This is a genomic window from Synergistaceae bacterium (assembly GCA_017540085.1).
Classification (GTDB): Bacteria; Synergistota; Synergistia; order Synergistales; family Aminobacteriaceae; genus JAFUXM01.
This window is the reverse complement of the sequence record JAFYBQ010000026.1, coordinates 1-22,210: the sequence shown is the minus strand read 5'-3', so window position 1 is coordinate 22,210 and position 22,210 is coordinate 1. Positions and strand designations below refer to the sequence as shown.

Sequence of the window (22,210 nt, the reverse complement as noted above, 5' to 3'; positions counted from 1 at the left end):
CATGAAGAGATTAATTGCGGGAATTTTTGCAGTATTGTTTGTTGTTACGGGCGCGCTTGCTATGACACCTGAAGAGGAGCTTGAAGCGTGGAAGAAGGAGCCTGCTTACGGCAAGAAAATCAAAGTCGGCTACAACGGCGGACTCTGCACAGGGACTCTCGGCCTGACTCACGCGAAAGGCTTTTACGCGGCGGAAGGTCTTGACGTTGAGTTAGTGCGCTATCAGGGCGACACGGTAACACTCGGCGACGCTCTCGGAACGGGTAAGATTGACATTGCCGGGGGACATATCGCGACTCTTCTTGTGCCTGCGGCTAACGGCGTTCAGATGAAGTTCACGACGGGAATGCACACGGGCTGCAAATCGCTGTGTGTATTGGCCGACTCACCCTACAAGACAACGAAAGACTTAATCGGCAAAACGATAGCCATCACAACGGCAATCGGCGGGTCAGACTCGAACATCACAATGAGATTCTTACTACGTGATGGTATTGACCCTGTGCGGGGCGTGAAGTTCAAGACGACAGACTCAGGGGCGGCGGTGCTTGCCATGCAGAACGGGGAAGTAGCCGCGGCGTTACTCAGTGATCAGTTCATACAGAAATTTCTTGAGAACGGGACATTGAGAATTATCCGCTCGATTACGTTCGATGATGATTTCAAGAATGAGACCTGCTGTATATTCGCGGTGTCAAAAAACATTGTCGAGAACAGCCCGATTACCGCCCGGAAATTAACACAGGCTCACGAGAACTGCCGCAAATGGATAATGGCGAACCGCGAGGAGGCCGTAAAATTAATGCTCGAAAACAAATGGGCATCTGGCAAATTTGACAAGGTGCTTGCATTCTACAACACGCTTGATTACTCAGTAACAGATGAGACTACAGAAGCGACGCTCCGAAAAGTCATTGACGACTACAAGACCTGCGGAATCCTCAACAAGAATTACGACACAGAAGAGACACTCGCCCGCGTCTGGGACGGAGTACTCATGAAGAAATAATCACACGGAAATTTTCAGGGCAGGAGGAAAAATCTTCCTGTCCTTTTCACATTGAGGGGGAATAAAATTGCTATCACTTCCGAAAAATTTTGAGACATTCAACGATGCCCGCAAAAAATCTTTCATGGCACTCTACAGCGCAAAAGAGTCCGGGAAAAAAGTAATCGGAACATTCTGCTCATACACTCCCGTAGAAATCATCAACGCCGCCGGAGCAATCTCCGTAGGTTTGTGCGGGAAATCCGAGCAGGGAATCGCAGAGGCTGAGACAGTCCTGCCGAAAACGATATGCCCGCTCATAAAAGCCAGCTACGGAATGGCATTCACGGATCAATGCCCGTACTTTTATTTCTCAGACGCGATAATAGCCGAGACAACTTGCGACGGGAAAAAGAAAATGTACGAGCTTATGAACAAGATTAAGCCCGTTCACGTTCTGAACCTTCCGCAAAGCCGGACTCAGGCATACGCGCTTGAAATGTGGACTGAGGAAATGAGGAAGACAGCCCGATTTCTTGAGGAGCTATTCGGAGTAACAATCACTGACGAAAAATTACGGGAGGCAATAAGATACCGCAACAGACTCCGCCGTGCAATCGTTGACTTGTACGAGGTCGCAAAGCAGAATCCCTCGCCCGTTTCAGGCTACGAGATTTCGACAGTAGCAGAGAGCGCAGATTTTCACTTTACGGATGATGACTTGATAGCGAAAATTGAAGGCATTACCCGCGAAATGAAGACACGAGTCCGCAATGACAACGGCGCGAAACGTCCCCGCGTATTAATCACAGGCTGCCCGAACGCAGGAGTCCGCGACAAAATCATAAAGCGGCTTGAGGAACTCGGAGCTGATTATGTCTGCGCGGATATATGCTCAGGCCCTCGCGTCCAAAAGTTTATGGTAGACGAGAACGCAGAAGACCCCTACAGGGCAATCGCAGAACGCTATCTGAAGATTAATTGCTCCGTAATGACACCGAACGAGGCAAGATTTGACGACATTCGCGAGTCGGCAAAAGAATACCAAGCTGACGGAGTAATTGAGATCGTGCTTCACGGCTGCCACACGTTTGCGGTTGAGGCATTCACGACGGCGGGAGTCGTGCAGAATGAATTAGGGCTACCGTATCTGAGACTCGACACGGATTTTTCGCAGTCCGACAAAGGACAGATTGAGACGCGCCTCGAAGCGTTTATCGAAATCATGACAGCCGCGGCGTGAGGCACGGACAAAGATACCTAAATCCGGCGGGGATTCAGAAATTGCCGGGTAATTATTTCGCTCCCTCGTCCGGCTCAAAGTTGAAGAAAACGAACTTGAATCGGCAAAGGTCGTCCCCCTTCTCATTCACTATATCAGCGTCAATGTAGAATATTCTTTTTCCGGCCTTCCTGACTTTGGCGGTGCAGATTAGCTTCTGCGCGTTCCGTGAGCCTCTCAGGTAGTCTACATGTCCGTTGATGGTTACACCGTACCCGCCCGCGCTTATGAAAGCGACTCCGGCTGTGTCATCCGCCATCGTGAATAACACGCCTCCGTAGGGTATTCCGTAGGGGTTGAAGTGATCCTCCTGTAAATCAAGCTCGCTGACTGCGACTCCGTCTTCAATTTTCACGAAACGGAAGCCCGTCTTGCACTCAATATCATTTTTCAGCGTCATTAATGCCTCGCGGTTAATCTTTATTTCTTCTGCCATTGTGATGGAAATCTCCTTAGTGTGAAATGTATAAATGATATTTTTTCCATAGCCGTGAACATTCCCAGCCGTCAAAAATTTCAAGCCTTCAGCAAATGTTACACGCGCAAAACTCACCGCCTATTATATAGTCTATTTGACAAAATAAAAATTTCCCTGTAAAATTCCCGCCCGTAAAAATTTGAAATATACAGAATATTTTGAAGGTGTTACGATGGTAGACGAAAACGGCAGAAGAGTAGCAAACAATCTCATTCTCAACACGGCACTTCATGACTTTTACGCGGCGGCGGACGCAATGCACCTCAGCGAGGGATTGATTCAGATCCTCAGCTACCCGGAGAGAAGGGTTGATGTTTCTGTGCCTGTTACGCTCGATGACGGTAGCGTGAAAGTGTTTCAGGGCTTCAGGGTTCAGCACTCTACAGCGTTAGGGCCGTCAAAGGGCGGTATTCGTTACGCAATGGACGTAAGCGGGCAGGAATGCGAGGGCCTCGCAATGCTCATGACGTGGAAATGCTCATTGGCCGGGATTCCCTACGGCGGGGGCAAGGGCGGAATTTGCTGTGATCCCACCAACATGTCAAGAAACGAGAAAGAAAGAATGTCGCGCACTTACGGAGCAAGAATCGCACCCATCATCGGCAGGTGGTCGGACGTTCCCGCGCCTGACATGTATACGGGCGGCCAAGAAATGGTCTGGATCATGGATACCATCTGCAAAATGCTGGGACACTTTGAGCCGGCCATGCTCACGGGAAAGCCCATCGACTACTGGGGCGCGCCGGGCAGGACTGAGGCGACCGGGAGAGGACTCGCAACATGCGCGTTTGAGCTTATGCGGATTAAGGGGCTTGACCCGTCAAAAGTGAAGGCGGCCGTTCAGGGGTTCGGCAACGTGGGAAGCTACGCGGCGAAAATCCTCAATGAGGCCGGAGTCAAAATCGTGGCAATCAGCGACACAACCGGCGCATACTACAACCCGAACGGAATCAATGTCGCAAAGGCTTTCGAGTACATTAACACGAATCCCGGCAAGAGAGGCAGAAAGCTCACAGGCTTTGAGAAGGAAGGCTGCGAGAAGATTCCGGGCAATGAGATTATCGGGGTTGACTGTGATATATTCTGCCCGTGCGCGGCTCAGGGAGTATTGAATCAGGACACGGCCGACAAGCTGAAGGCAAAATACGTTTTCGAGGGCGCGAACTCACCCACGACTCCCGAAGCTGAAGACATACTCACCGACAAAGGCGTGATTCTTGTGCCGGACTTCCTCGCGAACGCGGGCGGCGTTGTAGGGTCATACTTTGAGTGGGCGCAGAATTTGCAGGGGTTCACATGGACTGAGGAAGAGTACAACAACAGGCTCGTGAAGCTCATGAAGGATAATTTCTGCAAGGTCTGGGATTTCGCAGAGGCAAAGAAAGTAACAATGAGGCGTTCGGCATACATGGCCGCGATAAAGAGGGTATCAGACATCGTAGAGCTTCGCGGCGTATACCTGTAACAGTCATCAACAAACGAAAAGATATATATTCACACGCAAAAAGCCTTCCTCATAAACGGGGAGGGCTTTCCTTATGCGCTACTCTTGATACTCGCCGTGAAAGACCTCGACAGCCGGGCCGGTCATCCAGCAGGTATTGTCATCGTCAACGTGAATATGCAGGTCTCCGCCTCTCAGGTGAACGAGAACATCACGGTCTAATTTCCCCGAAACAACTCCCGCGAAAACGCTCGCAGTTGTTCCTGTCCCGCAGGCCATTGTCTCGCCCGATCCGCGCTCAAACACTCTCATGTTGATTTCGTTCCGTGAAATTATGTCGATGAACTCGGAATTTATGCGCTTGGGAAATCTCTCGTGTGTCTCGAAATATACCCCCTCAGCCGCGAATTTTGAGTCCGGCCATGAATGAATGTCGGCGATTTCGGGATTGTCCTCCGTGAAATATACAGCGTGGTCATTTCCGACATTTATCCCGACAAACTTCAATCCCATTCCGTGAACAGTAATATCATCAGGAACAGGGGTTGTTGCGCTCCCTTTGCCCATATTCACGCGGACAGATGAGACTTTCCCGGAGCCGTCGACAGAAAGATAGAGCGTCCGCATTCCCACAGGCGTGTCAATCGTGAGAGTCGTTTTGTCGGGGGGGACTATGCCGTGTTCGTAGACATATTTTGCGACACAGCGTATACCGTTCCCGCACATTGTGTCAGATGAGCCGTCAGAGTTGTAGAGCTGCATGAAAGCGTCTGCGTTCGGTGTCGGGAGAATGAGAATCAAACCGTCCGCGCCGATTCCTTTGTGCCTGTCTGAAATTTTGACTGACAGATTCGCAGGGTCATTGATTTTTTCCTCGAAACAGTTTACGTAGACGTAATCATTTCCGCAGCCGTGCATTTTGGTGAATTTCATTGTGATGATTGCTCCCTTGCGTAAAAATTTCCCCCTATATGGTGTGATACATACAGGGGGGGTTGATGTTTTCCTGCTGTCTGATTACCAGGTTTTACCGAAATGTGTCAGGACGTTCTGAGCGTCTTTGTCTCCGTTCCGGGCATTGTGGCAGAGAATTTCAAGCTCTTTGCCGATAACTTTCTTTGCGTTTTCGTCTCCCTGGTCCGCGGCCTTGTTCAGCCATTTGAATCCCGCGTCAAGATCCTGTTCGACTCCGCGCCCTAACGTGTAGCAGACTCCTATGTTGCACTGAGCCTAGGCATATCCCTGTTCCGCCGCTCTGAGGTACCATTTTGCGGTCTCTTCATGACTCTGTTTTACGCCCTCGCCGTTCTCGTACATCAGCCCCGCTCCGAACTGGGCCTTTGCGAGTCCGTTCTCTGCGGCTTTGAGCATCCATTTTGCGCCTTCCTCGTGATTCTCCTTCACGCCGCCGCCCTGAAAGTATGCGACCGCTATATCAAGCTGTGATTGAGCGTCTCCAGTCTCGGCCCTCTTCATGACTTCCTCGAATGTGTCGGCAAAAGCACACGCGCATGAAAGAATCACTGCCGCAAAAACTGCAAGAGCGGTTAATTTTTTGTTCATGGGAAAAATTCCTCCTGTGATAATTTCTGACAGCCTGATATTTATATCACCGTGTCAGAATTTCCGCAATCACTGCCATTTTCCGCCTTTACTGTTTTTCGTAGCCATCGCCCGATTTCGTTACGCTGATAATCCCCGGAAGCATGATGTGCATTCCCGCGACCGGGATTTTCTTCCACGCCGCATAATCAAGCAGGAATTTTCTTGACTGCACAGCCTTCACCGGGTCAACGTCATACTTCACTGTGACTTCAGGATGAGGAAGCTGAATCGTCTGGAAGTGCATAATGTCTCCTGCAATTATGATTTTTCCGCCGTCATACTCAACGAGAAATGAGACATGGCCGGGCGTATGTCCCGCCGTATCTATCGCCCTCACTCCCGGCACAACCTCATCGCCGAACGCAAAGCATTTCACCCTGTACAGCTTCAGCGCGGAGATTACTGCGTCATTCTTCAGCTCATTGACCCAGTAATCATACTCAGGCTTTGACACGTACACTTCAGCATTCGGGAATGTCGCTCTGCCTTCTGCGTTCACGAGTCCGCCGAAATGATCCCCGTGAAGGTGCGTGAGAAGAATCGTCTTCACGTTTTCGGTGTCGATTCCTTTTGTCGACAGCTCCGCGGGAATGTTGCCTGCCCTTAGTCCCGCGTCAAAGAGAATCCCATTGTCCCCGGCCATGACCCAGAACGCCAAAATCTGACTCGGCATTTTTCCGTCAGGGAAGTATTCCGCCTTCAGTGAGTCCGATGCTCCGACTAAAAGCCCGATGTCGCTCTGACCCTGAGTCTCAACGAGCGTCAGAACCTCAAGCCCCCCGGCAAATGCGCATGAGGCCGCGAAAATAGAAAGAACGAGCGCGAAAATTATCCTTGTCATAATGACTCCTCCGTCCGTGAAATTTTTTGCTGATTGCGTAATCATATCAGAAATTTCTTCACGCTGTATCAATAATTTGACATAGGGGAAAAAAATAGTATAATTTCTCTCTGTCATGCCTCACCCTTTCAGTGCGGGGGTGGCGGAATTGGTAGACGCGCAAGACTAAGGATCTTGTGGCCAATTAAGTGCTGTGGGAGTTCGATTCTCCCCCTCCGCACCATTAGATTACAATTAGTCCCTTCGGTTAATCCGCCGGAGGGGCTTTGCTTATGTAGACGCATGAAAAATCCCCCCGCTTTGTTTCACGGAGGGACGCGCTTTTATCTGTCGGGGGGCAGGACTTCAAGCCAGTAGCCATCCGGGTCCTGAATGAAGTATATTCCCATGTCGTGATTCTCAAAGCATATGCAGCCCATCTCGCTGTGAAGTTTGTGCGCCGCGCCGAAATCGTCAGCCCTGAAAGCAAGGTGAAATTCCTCCTCGCCGATGTCGTATTTCTCCGGGTGATCCCTGAGCCAAGTTAATTCAAGCTCGAAATCTGACTCATCATTGCCGATGTACACAATGATGTATGAGCCTTCCGGGTCAGTTTTGCGCCTCTTCTCTGTGAGTCCCAGTGCCTTATTGTAGAAGTCAAGCGAGCGATTCAGGTCTTGCACATTGTAATTCTCGTGAATCATTCTGAACTTCATAGCCGTAATTCCTCCCATGTTCATTTATGCGGATTATATTATTATAACGCATACAAGGGGGAAATTTCATGACAGGAAATATAAATCTCGTTCACCTCAAGAGCATTAGCCATTCATGCAGGCTTGATGAGATGTTCACGCCAGGAGCCGCCGAAAAAGTGCGGGCATTTCACGCCACAATACCCGGCTATGAGCCTACGCCGCTGGTCAGTCTCCAGAATCTTGCGGACAGTCTCGGACTCAGATCGTTTCACGTCAAAGATGAGAGCTACAGATTCGGACTCAGCGCGTTCAAGTGCTTGGGCGGAAGCTGGTGCATAGCCAACTATATCGCGGAAAGGCTCGGAATCTCTGAGAGTGATATTACGTTCGGGAGGCTCACGCGGGAGGACGTTCACAGGAACATGCGCGGGATTAAGTTTGTTACGGCGACTGACGGCAATCACGGCAGGGGAATCGCATGGACTGCCAGCAGGCTCGGACTCGGAAGCGTTGTTTTCATGCCGGCTGGGACAGCAAAAGAACGCCTCAAAAATATTCAGGCTCTAGGCTCTGAAGCGTCCGTAACAAATCTCAACTATGACAACACCGTTCAGCACGCAAAATATTTCGCGGAGTCTCACGGCTGGCCGTGGATGCAGGATACAGCGTTCAGCGGCTACGAGGATATACCGCTAAGAATCATGCAGGGCTATCTCACTATGGCGATTGAGGCCGCCGAGTCCCTCGCTGAAGCACCGACTCATATCTTCCTTCAGGCGGGAGTCGGTTCAATGGCCGGGGCTTTGTCATCGTTCTTTGCGAATTACTACAGGGACAAGCCAATAATCACGATAATAGAACCCAACAAGGCCGACTGCATATTCAGGACAGCCCGCGCAAATGACGGAAAACTTCACGCCGTAACAGGCAACCTTGACACCATCATGGCGGGACTTGCCTGCGGTATTCCGTGTACAGTCGCATGGGAATTGCTGAAGTCCCACGCAGAGAATTACATCTCAATGCCCGATTATGTTGCGGCGGAGGGAATGCGCGTTCTTGGGAATCCTCTGGGCAATGACGGCCGCATTATCTCAGGGGAGAGCGGAGCAAGCACAGCGGGATTCGTGTACGAGCTTATGAGGAATGACGCTCTTGACCACATACGCAAAACGCTGAAAGTTGACGGACATTCGCGGGTTCTGTGCATATCAACAGAGGGCGACACTGACCGTGAAAATTATCGGCGAATCGTCTGGGACGGAGTATATCCGGGATATTAATACAGGGAGGAATAATCATGAACGAGGTAATCAGGGCAATAAAGGAGCGCAGGAGCATACGGAGCTTCAAGCCGGACATGCCCGAACGCAGAGACATTGACGCGGTAATAGAGGCCGGACTCTACGCGGCAAGCGGGAAAGGATCGCAGGCTCCCATAATCATAGCGGTTACACGCAAAGACCTACGGGACAAAATTTCGCGGGACAACTGCAAAATAGGCGGATGGGATGAAAGTTTTGACCCGTTCTACGGTGCGCCCGTGATTCTGATAGTCCTTGCGCCGGAAGACAATTTCAACAATGTCCGGGACGGGAGTCTTGTTCTGGGAAATATGATGCTCGCGGCTCACTCTCTCGGACTGGGAAGCATATGGATTAACCGGGCATACGAGGAATTTCAGACGGACGAATACAGGAAGCTGCTTGCGGACATGGGAATCTCCGGGAAATATATCGGTGTCGGCCACTGCGCTTTAGGCTTCATTGACGGAGAGCCGCCCAAGCCCGCGCCGAGAAAGTCGGGGAGAGTATATTACGCGGAGTAATCACGGAAAAACGAATCCCCCCTGCGTTTTTCACAGAGGGGATTTTTTTGCGGGTTATGATTTTTGCCCGATGCCTAATTTTTCGATGATGAAATCCGCGGCGCGCTCTGATGATTTTCCGTCCTGGTACATGTTAGCGATGTCGCGCCATTTCCGGCGACCCTCGCGCTTTACGTCCCTTCCGTCAGCAACATTCGCGACAAATTCCCGGAGAGCCTCCGCGTTTGGCGCAACTTCTGCCGACTCGCCGCTTATTGTCTCGTAGTCGCACATGAAGCCAAGCCCGGCCTTGTACTCTTTTATGTCATCAGTTGTTACCGCTATCGGCCTGTCAAGAAGCATGTAATCCCAGAATACAGAGGAGTAATCCGTGATGAGTGCCTCGGACTGTGCGAGGACTTCATAGAGCTGCAAGCCCCTTCCGAGTATGTCCCTGTCGCCGATCATGATGAAGTTCGACAGCGGAGTCTTCCGCACAACGTCCATGTCCTGCACGAAATGAGGCTTGTACAGAATACTCATGCCCCTGCCGCGGAGAAATGCGTCAAACTCTTTCAGAGCATCGATGCTGTAGAACAGGGGAACGCCGATTTTGCTGAACACAGAGCCGGGAGCATCGTCGCGGTTTTTGTCCTTGTTGCTGCGGAATGTCGGAAGCCAGACAATATATTTTCCCTTCACGATTCCGTCAATGTCTTTTCTCCGGGACGGCCTGTAGAACCAATCGCAACGGGGGTAGCCCAAGTAAACGAGCTGCTCAGGGGTTGCGTTTCTAGGCTCAAGGTTTACGTTGTCGAAAAAGTGCGACTGTACATTGATGAAGTCAACGCCGAGTTTCTTGAGGTCATGTCTTCCTGTTATGTCTTTTATCGGGCTTCCATGATCCAAGAACAATGAAATCTGGCGGGGCTTGATTTTTGGACATTTTTTGATGTAGTTGCATGTTACGATAGCTTTGCTTCTCGCTATACAATACCAGCGTTTTATATTTTGAAATAGTGTAGACTTCGCCGTAGCTGAAACAGTCAAGATATCCTCTTTCTTTATGCCTGTACCATGAAAAACCCATATCAGTTTATAATCGGGCAGACGTTTCTTCAGCTCCAGATACACCGGGTAAGTGTTGTCCGTGAAATCGGGGTAGCTCTCGAACATGATTATATTGTCTGATGGCACGAGGGACAATATTTTTCTTAATATCCATTTGGCGCAGTTTCTCAACGCAGCTTTGAATGTCAGGGGGCTTTTTTGCCGTTTTATCAATTGTATCAAGTCCTTCCTGTATTTTTATAGGCACAGGGTAATCTTTCTACCACAGCAACCCGGAGCCGCTGTGCCACGCTCCAAGCCCTGCCCATTTCGCAAAGTTATATGTCTGCATGAAGTTTATCCTGAGCCTCAGAATCTTTATGCGGTTCACTCATATGTCATATTTTCTTTTTCCTGTGTTCTGATACATCGTCATTTCTCCACAAGAATGCGTGCTTTGTTGCCGTGCTGCCGCTCAGGGGGAGTTCAACCCATCCCCACGGCGTTACGAGTATGTATCTCAGCGTTATTCCCTGCTCCGACAATGCATCGACATGAGGCGAGAACTTCATTACGTCATCAAGTATAAATATATCGCTGATTATCCACACACGTTTGCAGGTATTCCTGTTGAAGACAGCCGCGTAATCTATCGCCGAACGCAGGCCGCTCTCCAAATCCGGCGGGGTTATGCTGATTATCACTGCGTCAGATTTTCCCTCCGGGGTTTTCGCGCAGGGGATAACGTCAGCGTATTCGCCGAGTCCGTCAAGCCTTTCGATTAATGCCTCAATACCTGCATTTCCGTCGTCGTAATTTTCACCGAATATCGCCGAGAATATATCATCGCCGGAATCTGTATCATCATCACCGTCTGTAACATCCCTCATCCATTCCTGCACCCGTGATATTGCGTCAAGAATATACTGCGGGTATTCCCTTTCCGGGGCATCCGATAATAATTCGCTTATCGTTATTTCATTCTGGCTTTCGGATCCCGGCTTCCTGTTTTTTTCCGCGCACATTGATAATCAGCCTCCTTTATGCGCCGTCAAGTTTCGGGGATTAAGTATAGCACAGTGATACAGCGATTATTATTGACGTGCCTGTAATTGTTGAGATTATTGTGTGAATTTCGCTCCGCCTGACTATTTCCCAGTCAACCGGGGCAATAATTGACTCAGTATCAATTTTCGCAGGCCGGAACATTTTTACGCGCCGACAATATTCTTCATACTCACGGCCAAATTTCGCCCGCAAAAATTCTTCCTCATGAGGAATAATCACAAGCACATACAGTACATAGAAGCTCACCGCGAAAATCATAACCGCCCATTTCCCCGCAATCAGACTCCAGCCGAGTCCTATGACGAAATTCCCGAAATACAGCGGATTCCTCATCAGCGCATACGGGCCTTTAGTCGCAAGTTTCAGTGCCTTCACGTTTTCGCCGCGGTATAATCCTATTGACCCCGCCGCCCAGCACCGCCAAGCCTGACCCAGCGCGACAATCACGACAGAGGCCGCAATGACTTCCCATGATGACTCCCGAACCATGAAGAGAATCGCGAGGAACAGGAGAGTCCATATTCCCCCGCGCATTCTGAACACCCATTCACGCATTCTCAACGGACGCTCCTTTGTGCAAATTCTCCGTTACTCCCCAGCCTAACATACGAATAACTACAACGACTCCCATGAAGATAGATATATAGTCCGTGAAAAATCTGCATATCACCGACATAATTCCGGCCATGTTCGCGGGCATAAGGATAGAATACAGCAATGCCCCGCCACCCTCAGCGACTCCGCTCGCGCCCGGCGTGGGTATGAAGTAAAGTATGAACATGAAAACAGCCTGAACCGCTATAGTCTGCATGTACCTGAACGGAAGACCTACAGCCGACATCAATACAGGAAGGACAGTAAACAGCGCAAGAAGGTGAAGCACTGAGAGTATTACGGCGATAAGCACCCAGATTTTTCCCGTGTTGAAAGCCAGCTTGAAGTTCATGATGTAGTTGTCTATCTCCTTGTCGAGCCAGCGAACTATCTTTATTGCTCTGCGTGTTGACCGCATGAGTCCGAATCTCCTAAGCCATAACACGATAATATGACTCAGTTTCTTCACAAGGTCAGGGCGTATCACTGTGAACGCTATGAATGCCCATGTCGCAAGAATCACAACGAACACGTAAAACACAAGTCCCTTCAGGAACGGGCTGCCCTCCAAAATTTCAGGGTCAAGCATTAACGCTGAAGGCACCGAAATTGTGAGGATTAACACCGTCAGCATTGTACGCATTAGGGTTATGGCGATCCCTTTTCCTACAGGGATTCCCTTCTTGTAGAGCGCGTAAACCTGAAAAGGCCCTCCGCCCGACTGCATCGGAGTAACGGCACTCCCAAAATAATTCAGCCACGTCAAAACGATTCCAAGCGAGAAGGGAACGTGTTCATGTGCCGCCGATGACAGCGCACAGAATCTCCCGGCATCGCATATCCACGCCGCAAACACTATCAGGAGAGCCAGCAATAATTTCATTTTGTCGGCATGGAGTAGAGAGCGTATTGTTTCATGGTCAACGCTGCGGAAAATTATTACCGCGCTTACTCCGAACGCAAGAAGTATGAAGATGATTAGTCCTTTTCTGAGAGACAAGGCGAGTTTCCTCCGTCATGAAAATATGAGGCTATTATAACCTGTGAATCTCTCTCTCAGCTTATAATATTGCCATCCGTTTTTATGAAGGGGAAAAATTCACGTGTCAAGACAAAAACATTTCGTGCTTCATTCGCAGTGGCCGCCGTCAGGAGATCAGCCGCAAGCTATTGACGCGCTCACAAAAAGCATCATGGCCGGGAATCGCTTTCAGACTCTTAAAGGTGTTACGGGCAGCGGAAAGACCTTCACAGCCGCAAACGTCATCGCAAATCTTGACCGCCCCGCGCTTGTCCTCGCGCATAACAAGACACTTGCCGCACAGCTCTACAGCGAGTTCAAAGCATTCTTTCCCGAAAACGCCGTGAGATATTTCGTCAGCTATTACGACTATTACCAGCCGGAAGCATATATCCCGCAGAGTGATACATACATCGAGAAGGACGCTTCCGTGAACGACAGAATAGAACGTCTCAGGCTCTCGGCGACAAAGGCATTAATCGAACGCCGTGATGTTATTGTCGTGGCTAGTGTCTCATGCCTCTACGGACTCGGAATGAGAGAGGCATACGAGGAGGCTATAATCCCGTTTCACACTGGCGACAAACTTGACGAGCGGGAAATTTTAGCGCGGCTTGTTGCGAATTATTACGAGCGGACAGACTTCACGCCGGAGCCGGGAAAGTTCCGCGTAAGGGGCGACACTGTAGAAATTTTTCCGGCATATGAGGATGAGACCTGCATACGGATTACTTTCTTTGACGACGAAATAGAACGCATAGACATCACGCACCCCCTTACCGGCCATGTGATAGAGACTGTGAGCGAGGCGACAATATTCCCGGCAAAGCACTATGTTACGCAAGAGGGGGCAATCTCGGAGTCAGTCCCGAAAATTCAGGAGGAGTTAGCGCGGATTGAGGCCGAATTTACAGCGCAGGGAAAATTTGTCGAGGCACAGCGAATCAAGATGAGGACGCTTTACGATATTGAGATGATGACAGAGGCGGGCTACTGCTCCGGGATTGAGAATTACTCCGTATATCTTGACGGCAGGAAGCACGGACAGCCGCCGGGGACTCTCATTGACTTTTTCCCGGATGACTTCATCATGATAGTAGACGAGTCCCACATAACCCTGCCGCAGGTTCGCGGAATGTACAACGGAGATCACGCCCGAAAAAATGTCCTCGTGGAAAACGGATTCAGGCTGCCTTCATGTATGGACAACAGGCCGCTTCAGTGGCACGAGTTCGAGTCGAGAATAAAGCAGGCTGTATTTGTCTCTGCGACTCCGGGAGATTACGAGCTTCAAGCCTCAAGCGTTATTGCCGAGCAGATTATACGCCCGACCGGGATTCCTGATCCTGAAGTCGATGTGCTTCCCGCCAAGACTCAAATTGACGACCTCATAGACAGACTCCGGGACAACGTGAAGAAGGGCGAGCGGTCATTAGTGCTAACCCTCACGAAAAAAGCCTCCGAGGATTTGTCCGACTACCTGAAGGAATTGAAGTTCCGCGTGAAGTATATACATTCAGAGCTGAATACGTTTGAGCGGGCAGAATTGATACGCGATTTGCGGGCCGGAAAAATTGATGTCCTTGTCGGGATTAATCTTCTGCGCGAGGGAATGGACTTGCCGGAAGTTACGCTTGTGGCGATTCTTGACGCTGACCGTGAAGGATTCCTGCGGTCATACCGTTCATTGATTCAGATCATGGGACGGGCGGCCAGGAACGTCAACAGCAGGGTGATACTTTACGCGGACGATGTAACCGACAGCATTTCGGAGGCCGTGAGCGAGACAAAACGCAGGCGGGCGCGTCAGATTGCCTACAACAAGGAGAATAACATTACCCCGGTCAGCATAGTGAAGACGGTGAAAGATTTATTGCCGGCGGAGCTTTCTGCAGCATATGGTGATGTGAGTCATTCGGGGAATGTATCAGGAACTCGGAAAACGAAATCACCGGGAAAAATGAGCGTCTCAGAGCTTGAGCGGGCAATGTGGGACGCTGTTGACAAACTCGACTTTGAGCGGGCCGCGGTGCTGAGGGATATTATTGCAGAACGGGAGCGGGAGAAGTAATTTTTTGACACATACATTTTTTGACTGTAAAATACTTCCGCAAAAATTCAAATCGCAAAGGAGACTCAGCAGAATGATTAACACTTTCACATTAACAACCCTCGCACTACTCTTGCATTCTGGGAATCTCCGGGGTGCGGATAAATTCAGCGCATAAAATCGCAATCACAAATCAGCAAACGATGACGGGGATTCTGAAGCAATCACAAAAAGTTTCAGACCCCGTTTTTTGTTGCTGTTACCCCCCTCCGTAAACGGTATCCCCCCTAACTTAGGGGAGAGGGAGCGCAAGCGGAAGAGGGGTAAACACAATCAAGGAGGAAAAATGATGAACAGAGTCAAAATTTTCGACACGACATTAAGAGACGGAGAGCAGTCGCCCGGGTGCAGTATGAATCTCAGCGAGAAAATTGTCATGGCTCGCCAGCTTGAGAAACTCGGAGTCGACATCATAGAGGCCGGCTTCGCAATCGCCAGCCCGATGGACTTCAAGAGCATTCAGGCGATCGCCTCAGCCGCGCCGAACTGCACAATCGCCAGCCTTGCCCGCGCCAACACTCGCGACATTGATACGGCATGGGAGGCAGTCAAAGACGCAAAGAAACCCCGCATTCACGTTTTCATCGCGACAAGTGATGTTCACATGCAGTACAAGTTACGCATGACACGCGAGCAGGTACTCTCCACAATCACCGAGATGGTTTCGTACGCAAAGGCAAAATGCCCGGACATAGAATTTTCCGCCGAGGACGCTTCACGCTCTGACCGTGAATTTCTCGCGCAGGCATTCTCGAACGCAATCGCCGCGGGAGCTTCAACAATCAACGTTCCCGATACAGTCGGCTATTCGACACCTCAAGAAATGAGCGCGTTAATCTCGTACCTGAAAGAACACGTGCAGGGAATCGCCTCGGCTGTCATCTCCGTACACTGCCATAACGATTTAGGGATGGGAGTCGCAAACTCTCTCGCCTGCGTAAAGGCCGGGGCGACTCAGGTCGAATGCACCGTGAACGGGATCGGAGAGCGCGCCGGGAATGCCTCACTTGAGGAAATAGCGATGGCGATTCGGACTCGTCATGATTATTATGACGCTGAGACGGGAATCAACACCCGCGAAATTTACAGGTCATGCCGTCTCCTGAGCAACATAATCGGAGTCGCAATCTCACCCACAAAGCCCATTGTCGGCGCAAACGCATTCGCACACGAGGCCGGAATCCATCAGCATGGCATGATAACGAACGCACAGACCTACGAAATCATGAACCCGGACGAAATCGGAGTCCCTCACCGCGCTTTAGTACTCGGCAAACATTCAGGGAAGCACGCAATCCGGGACAGGCTCGAAGCGATGGGCTATGAGATTTCTGACGAGGAGCTTGAAGACATATTCACGAGGTTCAAGAAACTTGCTGACGAGAAGAAGACAATCACAAGCTCAGACCTTGAGGCACTGACTCTTCACCGCTCAAGAATCACACGCCCTGAAGGCAGCACCGCTTCAACATGTCGCCTCATCAGCCACTCGATAACATCAGGCAGCGACATACCGAAAATATCCTACGTGAAACTTTCGCGGGATAATAATATTCTTGAGGGTGTCGAATACGGCGCGGGGCCTCTTGACGCAGCATTCAAGGCCGTGAACAAAATGCTCGGAGTCGACGCAAGATTAGAGGATTTCAGCGTGAGAGCAGTAACAGAAGGTGAAGACTCAATCGGCGAGGCTGTCGTGAAGATTTCGAGCGCGTCAACGGGGGAGATGTACACAGGCTCAGGGATAAGCACCGACATTGTAGAAGCGTCATTGCAGGCGTATATCAACGGCGTGAATAAAATGTTTGAGGCAGGAGAGTAAAAGAAAAATCCCTCGTCATTACGGCGGGGGAATTTTTTTGCCGTATAATAGTCAAATCCACAAAAATATAAAAAATTGAGGGGGCATTAACTCAAATGGGAATGACAATGACGCAGAAAATTCTTGCCGACCATGCCGGACTCGATGAAGTTCACGCGGGCCAGCTCATTCAGGCAAAATTAGACCTCGTACTCGGCAACGACATCACATCACCAGTCGCGATTAACGAGTTCGAGTCGGCGGGCTTCAGCAAGATATTTGACCCTGAGAAAATCGTTCTCGTTATGGATCACTTTGTGCCGAACAAGGACATCAAATCGGCGACTCAGTGCAAGCAGTGCAGAATGTTCGCGAAAAGATTCGGACTCACTCACTATTTTGATGTCGGTACAATGGGAATCGAACACGCACTTTTGCCCGAACAGGGACTCGTAGCCCCCGGCGATGCTGTTATCGGCGCGGACTCCCACACATGCACTTACGGCGCGTTAGGTGCATTCTCAACGGGAGTCGGCTCTACTGACATGGGCGCAGCAATGTCGGCGGGCTATACGTGGTTCAAAGTTCCTTCTGCGATTCGCGTCAACGTTACGGGGAAGAAACAGCCCTATGTTTCAGGGAAGGACGTAATTTTGACACTCATCGGGAAAATTGGAGTCGATGGAGCTTTATACAAGTCGCTTGAATTTTCGGGGGACGGACTGAAGGAGCTTACTATGGCCGACAGACTCACAATCTCAAACATGGCGATAGAGGCCGGAGCGAAAAACGGAATTTTTCCGGTCGACAGCATTACGCGGAAATACATTGAAGGCCGTGTGAAGCATGACTGGAGCATTTACTACGCTGACAATGACGCGGAATATGAGTCTGTCATCGAGCTTAATCTTGATGAGATTGACTGCACTGTCGCATATCCTCATCTCCCGGAGAACGCTCACCCCGCCCGTGAAGGTTCTGACATCAATATAGATCAGATAGTAATCGGCTCATGCACAAACGGAAAAATTGAGGACATGGAAGCCGCCGCAAAAATCTTCCGTGGAAAACATCTTGCTGACGGCGTGAGAGGCATAATCATTCCCGCGACAATGAGCATTTACCGCGAGTGCATGAAACGGGGATTTACGGATATATTCCTTGACGCGGGCTGTGTAGTCTCGACTCCTACCTGCGGGCCGTGCCTGGGCGGTTACATGGGCATTCTTGCGGAGGGCGAACGCTGCGTATCAACAACGAACCGTAACTTTGTCGGCAGAATGGGACACGTGAAGAGCGAAGTATATTTAGCGTCTCCTGCTGTTGCGGCCGCATCAGGAATCACAGGCCACATTTCACACCCGGAGGAGGTAATGTAGAATGGCAACCGCGCACAAATACGGCGACCACGTAGACACTGACGTAATAATCCCAGCGCGCTACCTCGCAAGCCAGGACGAAAAAGAATTAGCGTCTCACTGCATGGAGGATATAGACTCGAACTTCACGCACAAAGTCAAAGCAGGCGACATCATCGTGGCGGGACTCAATTTCGGCTGCGGCTCATCGCGTGAACATGCCCCTGTCGCGATAAAGGCATCGGGAATCTCCTGCGTAATCGCAAAAAGTTTCGCCCGAATCTTTTACCGCAACGCGATCAATATCGGCCTCGCTATTCTCGAATGCCCCGAAGCCGCTGAAGATATTTCTGACGGGGACGAAGTGAGCGTGAATTTTGACACGGGAGTCATCACGAACGCGACAAAGAACAAGACGTATCACTCTGAGCCTTTCCCGGAGTTTATCAGGAAGATGATTGCTGACGGGGGACTCATGGCCTCGCTGAAGAAAGCGAAGCAGTAACAAAAAAAAAACTCCCCCGAAGATTTATGCTTTCAGGGGAGTATGTTTTCTCTCAGGACTTAGTCAATCGTAGTTTCTTCCGACCTAAAGCCACGAACGACTCCTGCAATCTCTCCGAGTTTGGCCGCGGAGTCATTGTTATCTTCAAATGAAACGTCCGCAGTATAGCCGAAAGCCTGTGCTAAGTTAGCAACATTACGTTTTGCGTTGTCTTTTGCCTTATAGACTAAACGCCATTCTTCTTTTGCGGCTTGAGTAATCTTTGGGCGTTCACTTTCTATAACATCGCGCACTTTGTTGTAGTCATACGTGTGTTTGAACTGAATTGTGTCAGCAACGAAATCTACGATACCTCTTGTGCTGTCATAGACCTCCACATTCTTTGTGTCAATTATTGTCTGAAGCTCACAGGTAGGCATTCCCACGCTGATTTTCCTGCTCTCTTCGTCTACAGTGATACTTGCTTTTGACATATCGAAATGACAGACGATTTCCCCTTTGCATATCAGCAACAGCTTGCTTTCTGAGGTCATAACAATAAGATTTGTTTCTAGCTTATTCTGAATGATATGCTGAAAATAAGAGCGCAGAGTTACCATTTCGTTGGCATCTTTTACAGCGGTAAGCAAAGTGGAAGAACGCACGATGTTCTTAGTCCCGAATAATCCCCTTAGCCACCACGCAACGACAGCGACCGCAACAAGCCCCACAACGAAAAGTATCGTCGTCAATGGAGAACCGAATAAACCTACAATATTATCCACGATTTATTCCTCCTAGCATAAAATTTTCATCCATATAATGTTATCATCAAGGGGGGGGGGGGATAAGAAAACGTTATTTCTACGTAAAACTTGACTCACGTGAAATAATCAACAACATCACAATTTCACACAAAGGAGATTAGGCCATGAAGAAAATCGCAGTAATCCCCGGAGACGGTATAGGCCCTGAAGTTATCGGCGCGACTCTGAAAGTCATCGAGAAAGTTGCCCCCGGTGCGTTTGACTTTCAAGAGGTCGCAATGGGAGGCAATGCCATCGACAAATACGGCGAACCCCTCCCCGCTGAAAGCCTCAAGATTTGCCAGAACGCAGACGCAACATTACTCGGTGCTGTCGGCGGCCCGAAATGGGACAACGTTCCCCCTGAGATTCGCCCCGAACGCGGACTCTTGGGCGTGCGAAAAGGACTCAAAGTCTTTGCGAACATCAGACCCGCAAAAATTTTTGCCCCGCTCGCCTCCGCTTGTCCGTTACGCAAGGACATCGCCGAAAAAGGTATCGACTTCATCATAGTGCGCGAACTCACAGGAGGAATATATTTCGGTAAGCACGAAGCCTTCACGACACCAGACGGCGAAAAGGCAGCCCGCGATGTCATGGAGTACACAGAGCACGAAATACGCCGTATCGCTCACGTTGGATTCAAGATGGCAATGAACCGCCGCAAGATTGTTACGTCAGTCGACAAAGCAAACATTCTCACGTCGTCAAGATTATGGCGCGAAATTGTCGAGGATGTCGCGAAAGAATATCCCGAAGTCAAGCTCAATCACCTTTATGTCGACAACGCTTCAATGCAGCTTATACGAGTCCCGAATGAGTTTGACGTTATTGTTACGGAAAATACTTTCGGCGATATTCTGTCGGACGAGGCGAGTCAGATTGTCGGCTCAATCGGAATGATTCCCAGCGCGAGTCTCGGCGACAACAATCGCGGACTCTATGAGCCTATTCACGGTTCTGCGCCTGACATTGCCGGGCAGGACAAAGCCAATCCCATCGGCACAATTTTATGCGGGGCTATGATGCTGCGTCATTCGTTCGGAATGATGAGCGAGGCTGACAGAATCGAGAAGGCTGTTGACGATGTACTGAAGGCAGGACTGAGAACGCCGGATATTTTCACGGAAGGCACAACGTTAATCACAGGCTCAAAGATGAGGGACGAAATAATTTCCCGCCTGTAAGAATCTCACGGGGCTTTGCGGAAAACTGCGGAGCCTCTTTTTTTGACCGTCATAATATCGTCATGCCCCTTGTGATAGAATCCCGCTGTCCATAAAATTAATGAAGGGAGCAATCATTCTGTGAACATGAGAAAGATAATCGCCGCCGGGCTTTTGTCTGGGCTGACGGTATTCAGTGCTTCAGCTAATACAGCGTCTGCCTATGGCCTTATTAGGCGCGATGACCAAGCAAGATGGGAACGCGAACGCCGCGAACGTGAACGCCGCGACCAAATACGCTGGGAACAGGAACGCCGCGAACGTGAACGCAGAGACCGAGAACGCTTCGAGCGCGAACGCCGGGAACGCGAACAGAGAGAACGCGACCGCAGGGAACTCCGAGAGCTTCAGCGCGAACGCCACGAATACGAACGCCGAGAACGCGAACGCTATTACACCGAACAGGAACGCCTAGAATATGAGCGCAGGGAAAAGAGAAGGCGAGACCAGGAAGCACTAGATAGATTTTTCCGCGAGCTTTTCAGGTAATCCGGCAGAAAGGAGAATGAATCATGAAACAAATCTTTAAGCTGTCCGCAGTGTTATGCCTCGTCATAATATTATCGGGCGCGGCATATGCGGCAGTGTCATCAGTCAGCGACATCAAGTCAGCAAAACTCGGAGTGCTTTCCGGCTCAGTCTCGGAATATCTTGCGGCTGAAATCGTAAGCGGCGACTCCGGCAAAGTCATCCCCTACGCAACAATCAGCGACATCATTTCAGCCCTCAGAAGCAGAGACATTGACGCGGCTGTCATGGACGAATCCCCTGCACGGTATTTTGCGATAGGCAGCACGGAGTTTAGGATACTTTCTGAGCCTGTAGAGAGCGAATACTACGCTATAGCCTTCAAGAAGGGGAATCCGTTGCGTGAAGAGGTCGACCAAGCACTTGACGCGATAATAGCCGATAAGACTCTCGCGGGAATCATGGCGAAATATCTCGATGATGACCCAGATCCGGCGAATATCGACATGAATCCCGGCGCAAAGAACGGAAAATTGTGGGTAGGGTGTGCGGCCTCATTCCCTCCGTATGAAGAGAGATTAGCGGACGGCTTTGTGGGAATCGACATAGAGATGTGCGCCGAAATCGCGAAGAGGCTCGACAAAGAGCTTGTGATTGTGGATTACAGGTTTGACGCGCTCCCGGAAGCGTTAGAGTCAGGAAGGGTAGATATGATATGCTCCGCGCTGGCGATAACTGAAGAGAGATTGAAGACTATGGATTTCACGAAGCCCTATGACGCGAATCAGGAAGTCGTTTTAGTGCTTGCTGACGGGAAATAGAAGCCCTAAGAGATGACGAACTCCCCCGATTTTGAGTCAGGGGAGTTTTTTTATCCAGTGATTAGATAGAGTATATAGTTGAACACACCGCTTGTTCCTAATCCATATAATGTTCCCCAAAATATACGTTGATTCTTTGTCGAAGAGCTGTCAGCACTGAAAAACCCAATAGCAAATCCTACAGCAAATAACAAAAACCACACTAAAAACTCATACATTCTTTTATCCCTCCTTATCACGATTCGTTAGGGTAATTTCAAGTGTTTGTATAATATCATGAG

At 49.9% G+C, this 22,210-nt stretch carries 23 protein-coding genes and 1 tRNA gene; 13 read left to right on the top strand and 11 right to left on the bottom strand.

What is annotated here, in order from left to right; genetic code table 11:
- Position 1: 1 nt before the first annotated feature.
- Positions 2-1,009: an ABC transporter substrate-binding protein gene (locus IKQ95_05165; GenBank protein ID MBR4196084.1), complete on the top strand. Its 1,008-nt coding sequence runs from the start codon at positions 2-4 to the stop codon at positions 1,007-1,009.
- A 67-nt stretch (positions 1,010-1,076) separates the two neighbouring features.
- On the top strand, positions 1,077-2,231 hold the full coding sequence (locus IKQ95_05160) for a 2-hydroxyacyl-CoA dehydratase (protein MBR4196083.1): 1,155 nt from the start codon (positions 1,077-1,079) through the stop codon (positions 2,229-2,231).
- Positions 2,232-2,283: 52 nt separating this feature from the next.
- Here IKQ95_05160 and IKQ95_05155 read toward each other — a convergent pair whose 3' ends face one another.
- A complete protein-coding gene (locus tag IKQ95_05155) occupies positions 2,284-2,706 on the bottom strand; it encodes a PaaI family thioesterase (GenBank protein MBR4196082.1) in 423 nt (140 codons plus the stop codon).
- A gap of 214 nt (positions 2,707-2,920) precedes the next feature.
- On the opposite strand from IKQ95_05155, the gene IKQ95_05150 reads away from it, so the two are divergent.
- Positions 2,921-4,213 carry a Glu/Leu/Phe/Val dehydrogenase gene (locus tag IKQ95_05150; protein MBR4196081.1) on the top strand — a complete coding sequence of 431 codons (1,293 nt, stop codon included), beginning with the start codon at positions 2,921-2,923 and terminating at the stop codon, positions 4,211-4,213.
- 78 nt (positions 4,214-4,291) lie between these two features.
- On the opposite strand, the gene IKQ95_05145 is transcribed toward IKQ95_05150, so the two are convergent.
- From IKQ95_05145 to IKQ95_05130, 4 genes are all read right to left on the bottom strand, one after another.
- Complete coding sequence (locus IKQ95_05145; protein ID MBR4196080.1) at positions 4,292-5,125, bottom strand: diaminopimelate epimerase; 834 nt, start codon at positions 5,123-5,125, stop codon at positions 4,292-4,294.
- Between the two features lie 84 nt (positions 5,126-5,209).
- Positions 5,210-5,410 carry an SEL1-like repeat protein gene (locus IKQ95_05140; protein MBR4196079.1) on the bottom strand — a complete coding sequence of 67 codons (201 nt, stop codon included), beginning with the start codon at positions 5,408-5,410 and terminating at the stop codon, positions 5,210-5,212.
- Positions 5,411-5,422: 12 nt separating this feature from the next.
- Positions 5,423-5,755: a sel1 repeat family protein gene (locus IKQ95_05135; GenBank protein ID MBR4196078.1), complete on the bottom strand. Its 333-nt coding sequence runs from the start codon at positions 5,753-5,755 to the stop codon at positions 5,423-5,425.
- A gap of 88 nt (positions 5,756-5,843) precedes the next feature.
- A complete protein-coding gene (locus IKQ95_05130; GenBank protein MBR4196077.1) occupies positions 5,844-6,638 on the bottom strand; it encodes an MBL fold metallo-hydrolase in 795 nt (264 codons plus the stop codon).
- Positions 6,639-6,771: 133 nt separating this feature from the next.
- On the opposite strand from IKQ95_05130, the gene IKQ95_05125 reads away from it, so the two are divergent.
- Positions 6,772-6,861, top strand: a tRNA-Leu gene (locus tag IKQ95_05125).
- Positions 6,862-6,961: 100 nt separating this feature from the next.
- Here IKQ95_05125 and IKQ95_05120 read toward each other — a convergent pair.
- Entirely contained in the window at positions 6,962-7,333 is a 372-nt protein-coding gene (locus IKQ95_05120; GenBank protein ID MBR4196076.1) for a VOC family protein, read from the bottom strand.
- 68 nt (positions 7,334-7,401) lie between these two features.
- On the opposite strand from IKQ95_05120, the gene IKQ95_05115 reads away from it, so the two are divergent.
- The gene (locus IKQ95_05115; GenBank protein MBR4196075.1) at positions 7,402-8,598 is read left to right on the top strand and encodes a diaminopropionate ammonia-lyase; all 1,197 of its coding nucleotides are present in this window, start codon (positions 7,402-7,404) and stop codon (positions 8,596-8,598) included.
- Positions 8,599-8,615: 17 nt separating this feature from the next.
- Positions 8,616-9,143: a nitroreductase gene (locus tag IKQ95_05110; protein MBR4196074.1), complete on the top strand. Its 528-nt coding sequence runs from the start codon at positions 8,616-8,618 to the stop codon at positions 9,141-9,143.
- 54 nt (positions 9,144-9,197) lie between these two features.
- Here IKQ95_05110 and IKQ95_05105 read toward each other — a convergent pair whose 3' ends face one another.
- The 4 genes from IKQ95_05105 to IKQ95_05090 form a co-directional block, all read right to left on the bottom strand.
- The gene (locus IKQ95_05105) at positions 9,198-10,319 is read right to left on the bottom strand and encodes a CDP-glycerol glycerophosphotransferase family protein (protein ID MBR4196073.1); all 1,122 of its coding nucleotides are present in this window, start codon (positions 10,317-10,319) and stop codon (positions 9,198-9,200) included.
- Between the two features lie 251 nt (positions 10,320-10,570).
- Entirely contained in the window at positions 10,571-11,197 is a 627-nt protein-coding gene (locus IKQ95_05100; GenBank protein MBR4196072.1) for a hypothetical protein, read from the bottom strand.
- Positions 11,198-11,237: 40 nt separating this feature from the next.
- Positions 11,238-11,795: an isoprenylcysteine carboxylmethyltransferase family protein gene (locus IKQ95_05095; protein ID MBR4196071.1), complete on the bottom strand. Its 558-nt coding sequence runs from the start codon at positions 11,793-11,795 to the stop codon at positions 11,238-11,240.
- Positions 11,788-12,834 (bottom strand): flippase-like domain-containing protein, encoded by a 1,047-nt coding sequence (locus IKQ95_05090; protein ID MBR4196070.1) that lies wholly within the window; start codon positions 12,832-12,834, stop codon positions 11,788-11,790. Before IKQ95_05090 ends, IKQ95_05095 begins: the two co-directional genes overlap by 8 nt.
- A gap of 103 nt (positions 12,835-12,937) precedes the next feature.
- On the opposite strand from IKQ95_05090, the gene uvrB reads away from it, so the two are divergent.
- From uvrB to leuD, 4 genes are all read left to right on the top strand, one after another.
- The gene (uvrB, locus tag IKQ95_05085; GenBank protein ID MBR4196069.1) at positions 12,938-14,926 is read left to right on the top strand and encodes an excinuclease ABC subunit UvrB; all 1,989 of its coding nucleotides are present in this window, start codon (positions 12,938-12,940) and stop codon (positions 14,924-14,926) included.
- A 328-nt stretch (positions 14,927-15,254) separates the two neighbouring features.
- Positions 15,255-16,787 carry a 2-isopropylmalate synthase gene (locus IKQ95_05080; GenBank protein ID MBR4196068.1) on the top strand — a complete coding sequence of 511 codons (1,533 nt, stop codon included), beginning with the start codon at positions 15,255-15,257 and terminating at the stop codon, positions 16,785-16,787.
- A 95-nt stretch (positions 16,788-16,882) separates the two neighbouring features.
- The gene (leuC, locus tag IKQ95_05075; GenBank protein ID MBR4196067.1) at positions 16,883-18,145 is read left to right on the top strand and encodes a 3-isopropylmalate dehydratase large subunit; all 1,263 of its coding nucleotides are present in this window, start codon (positions 16,883-16,885) and stop codon (positions 18,143-18,145) included.
- Between the two features lies 1 nt (position 18,146).
- Positions 18,147-18,629, top strand: coding sequence for a 3-isopropylmalate dehydratase small subunit (leuD, locus tag IKQ95_05070; protein MBR4196066.1), 483 nt, complete (start codon positions 18,147-18,149; stop codon positions 18,627-18,629).
- A gap of 59 nt (positions 18,630-18,688) precedes the next feature.
- On the opposite strand, the gene IKQ95_05065 is transcribed toward leuD, so the two are convergent.
- Positions 18,689-19,393, bottom strand: coding sequence for a DUF4230 domain-containing protein (locus IKQ95_05065; protein MBR4196065.1), 705 nt, complete (start codon positions 19,391-19,393; stop codon positions 18,689-18,691).
- Positions 19,394-19,539: 146 nt separating this feature from the next.
- Between IKQ95_05065 and leuB the strand changes: the two genes are divergently transcribed.
- The 3 genes from leuB to IKQ95_05050 all read left to right on the top strand — a co-directional run bounded on the left by leuB (position 19,540) and on the right by IKQ95_05050 (position 21,929).
- The gene (leuB, locus tag IKQ95_05060) at positions 19,540-20,601 is read left to right on the top strand and encodes a 3-isopropylmalate dehydrogenase (GenBank protein ID MBR4196064.1); all 1,062 of its coding nucleotides are present in this window, start codon (positions 19,540-19,542) and stop codon (positions 20,599-20,601) included.
- 120 nt (positions 20,602-20,721) lie between these two features.
- On the top strand, positions 20,722-21,129 hold the full coding sequence (locus tag IKQ95_05055; GenBank protein MBR4196063.1) for a hypothetical protein: 408 nt from the start codon (positions 20,722-20,724) through the stop codon (positions 21,127-21,129).
- A 23-nt stretch (positions 21,130-21,152) separates the two neighbouring features.
- Positions 21,153-21,929 (top strand): transporter substrate-binding domain-containing protein, encoded by a 777-nt coding sequence (locus IKQ95_05050; GenBank protein ID MBR4196062.1) that lies wholly within the window; start codon positions 21,153-21,155, stop codon positions 21,927-21,929.
- Positions 21,930-22,210 lie beyond the last annotated feature (281 nt).

Excerpts from the sequence above, each read along its gene's own strand:
- leuD (MBR4196066.1), top strand. The coding sequence starts at position 18,147 with ATGGCAACCGCGCACAAATACGGCGACCACGTAGACACTGACGTAATA.
- leuB (MBR4196064.1), top strand. The coding sequence starts at position 19,540 with ATGAAGAAAATCGCAGTAATCCCCGGAGACGGTATAGGCCCTGAAGTT.
- IKQ95_05120 (MBR4196076.1), bottom strand. The coding sequence starts at position 7,333 with ATGAAGTTCAGAATGATTCACGAGAATTACAATGTGCAAGACCTGAAT.
- IKQ95_05115 (MBR4196075.1), top strand. The coding sequence starts at position 7,402 with ATGACAGGAAATATAAATCTCGTTCACCTCAAGAGCATTAGCCATTCA.
- leuC (MBR4196067.1), top strand. The coding sequence starts at position 16,883 with ATGGGAATGACAATGACGCAGAAAATTCTTGCCGACCATGCCGGACTC.
- IKQ95_05110 (MBR4196074.1), top strand. The coding sequence starts at position 8,616 with ATGAACGAGGTAATCAGGGCAATAAAGGAGCGCAGGAGCATACGGAGC.
- IKQ95_05165 (MBR4196084.1), top strand. The coding sequence starts at position 2 with ATGAAGAGATTAATTGCGGGAATTTTTGCAGTATTGTTTGTTGTTACG.
- IKQ95_05080 (MBR4196068.1), top strand. The coding sequence starts at position 15,255 with ATGAACAGAGTCAAAATTTTCGACACGACATTAAGAGACGGAGAGCAG.
- IKQ95_05135 (MBR4196078.1), bottom strand. The coding sequence starts at position 5,755 with ATGAACAAAAAATTAACCGCTCTTGCAGTTTTTGCGGCAGTGATTCTT.
- IKQ95_05050 (MBR4196062.1), top strand. The coding sequence starts at position 21,153 with ATGAAACAAATCTTTAAGCTGTCCGCAGTGTTATGCCTCGTCATAATA.
- IKQ95_05155 (MBR4196082.1), bottom strand. The coding sequence starts at position 2,706 with ATGGCAGAAGAAATAAAGATTAACCGCGAGGCATTAATGACGCTGAAA.
- IKQ95_05130 (MBR4196077.1), bottom strand. The coding sequence starts at position 6,638 with ATGACAAGGATAATTTTCGCGCTCGTTCTTTCTATTTTCGCGGCCTCA.
- IKQ95_05145 (MBR4196080.1), bottom strand. The coding sequence starts at position 5,125 with ATGAAATTCACCAAAATGCACGGCTGCGGAAATGATTACGTCTACGTA.
- IKQ95_05095 (MBR4196071.1), bottom strand. The coding sequence starts at position 11,795 with ATGCGTGAATGGGTGTTCAGAATGCGCGGGGGAATATGGACTCTCCTG.
- IKQ95_05100 (MBR4196072.1), bottom strand. The coding sequence starts at position 11,197 with ATGTGCGCGGAAAAAAACAGGAAGCCGGGATCCGAAAGCCAGAATGAA.
- IKQ95_05150 (MBR4196081.1), top strand. The coding sequence starts at position 2,921 with ATGGTAGACGAAAACGGCAGAAGAGTAGCAAACAATCTCATTCTCAAC.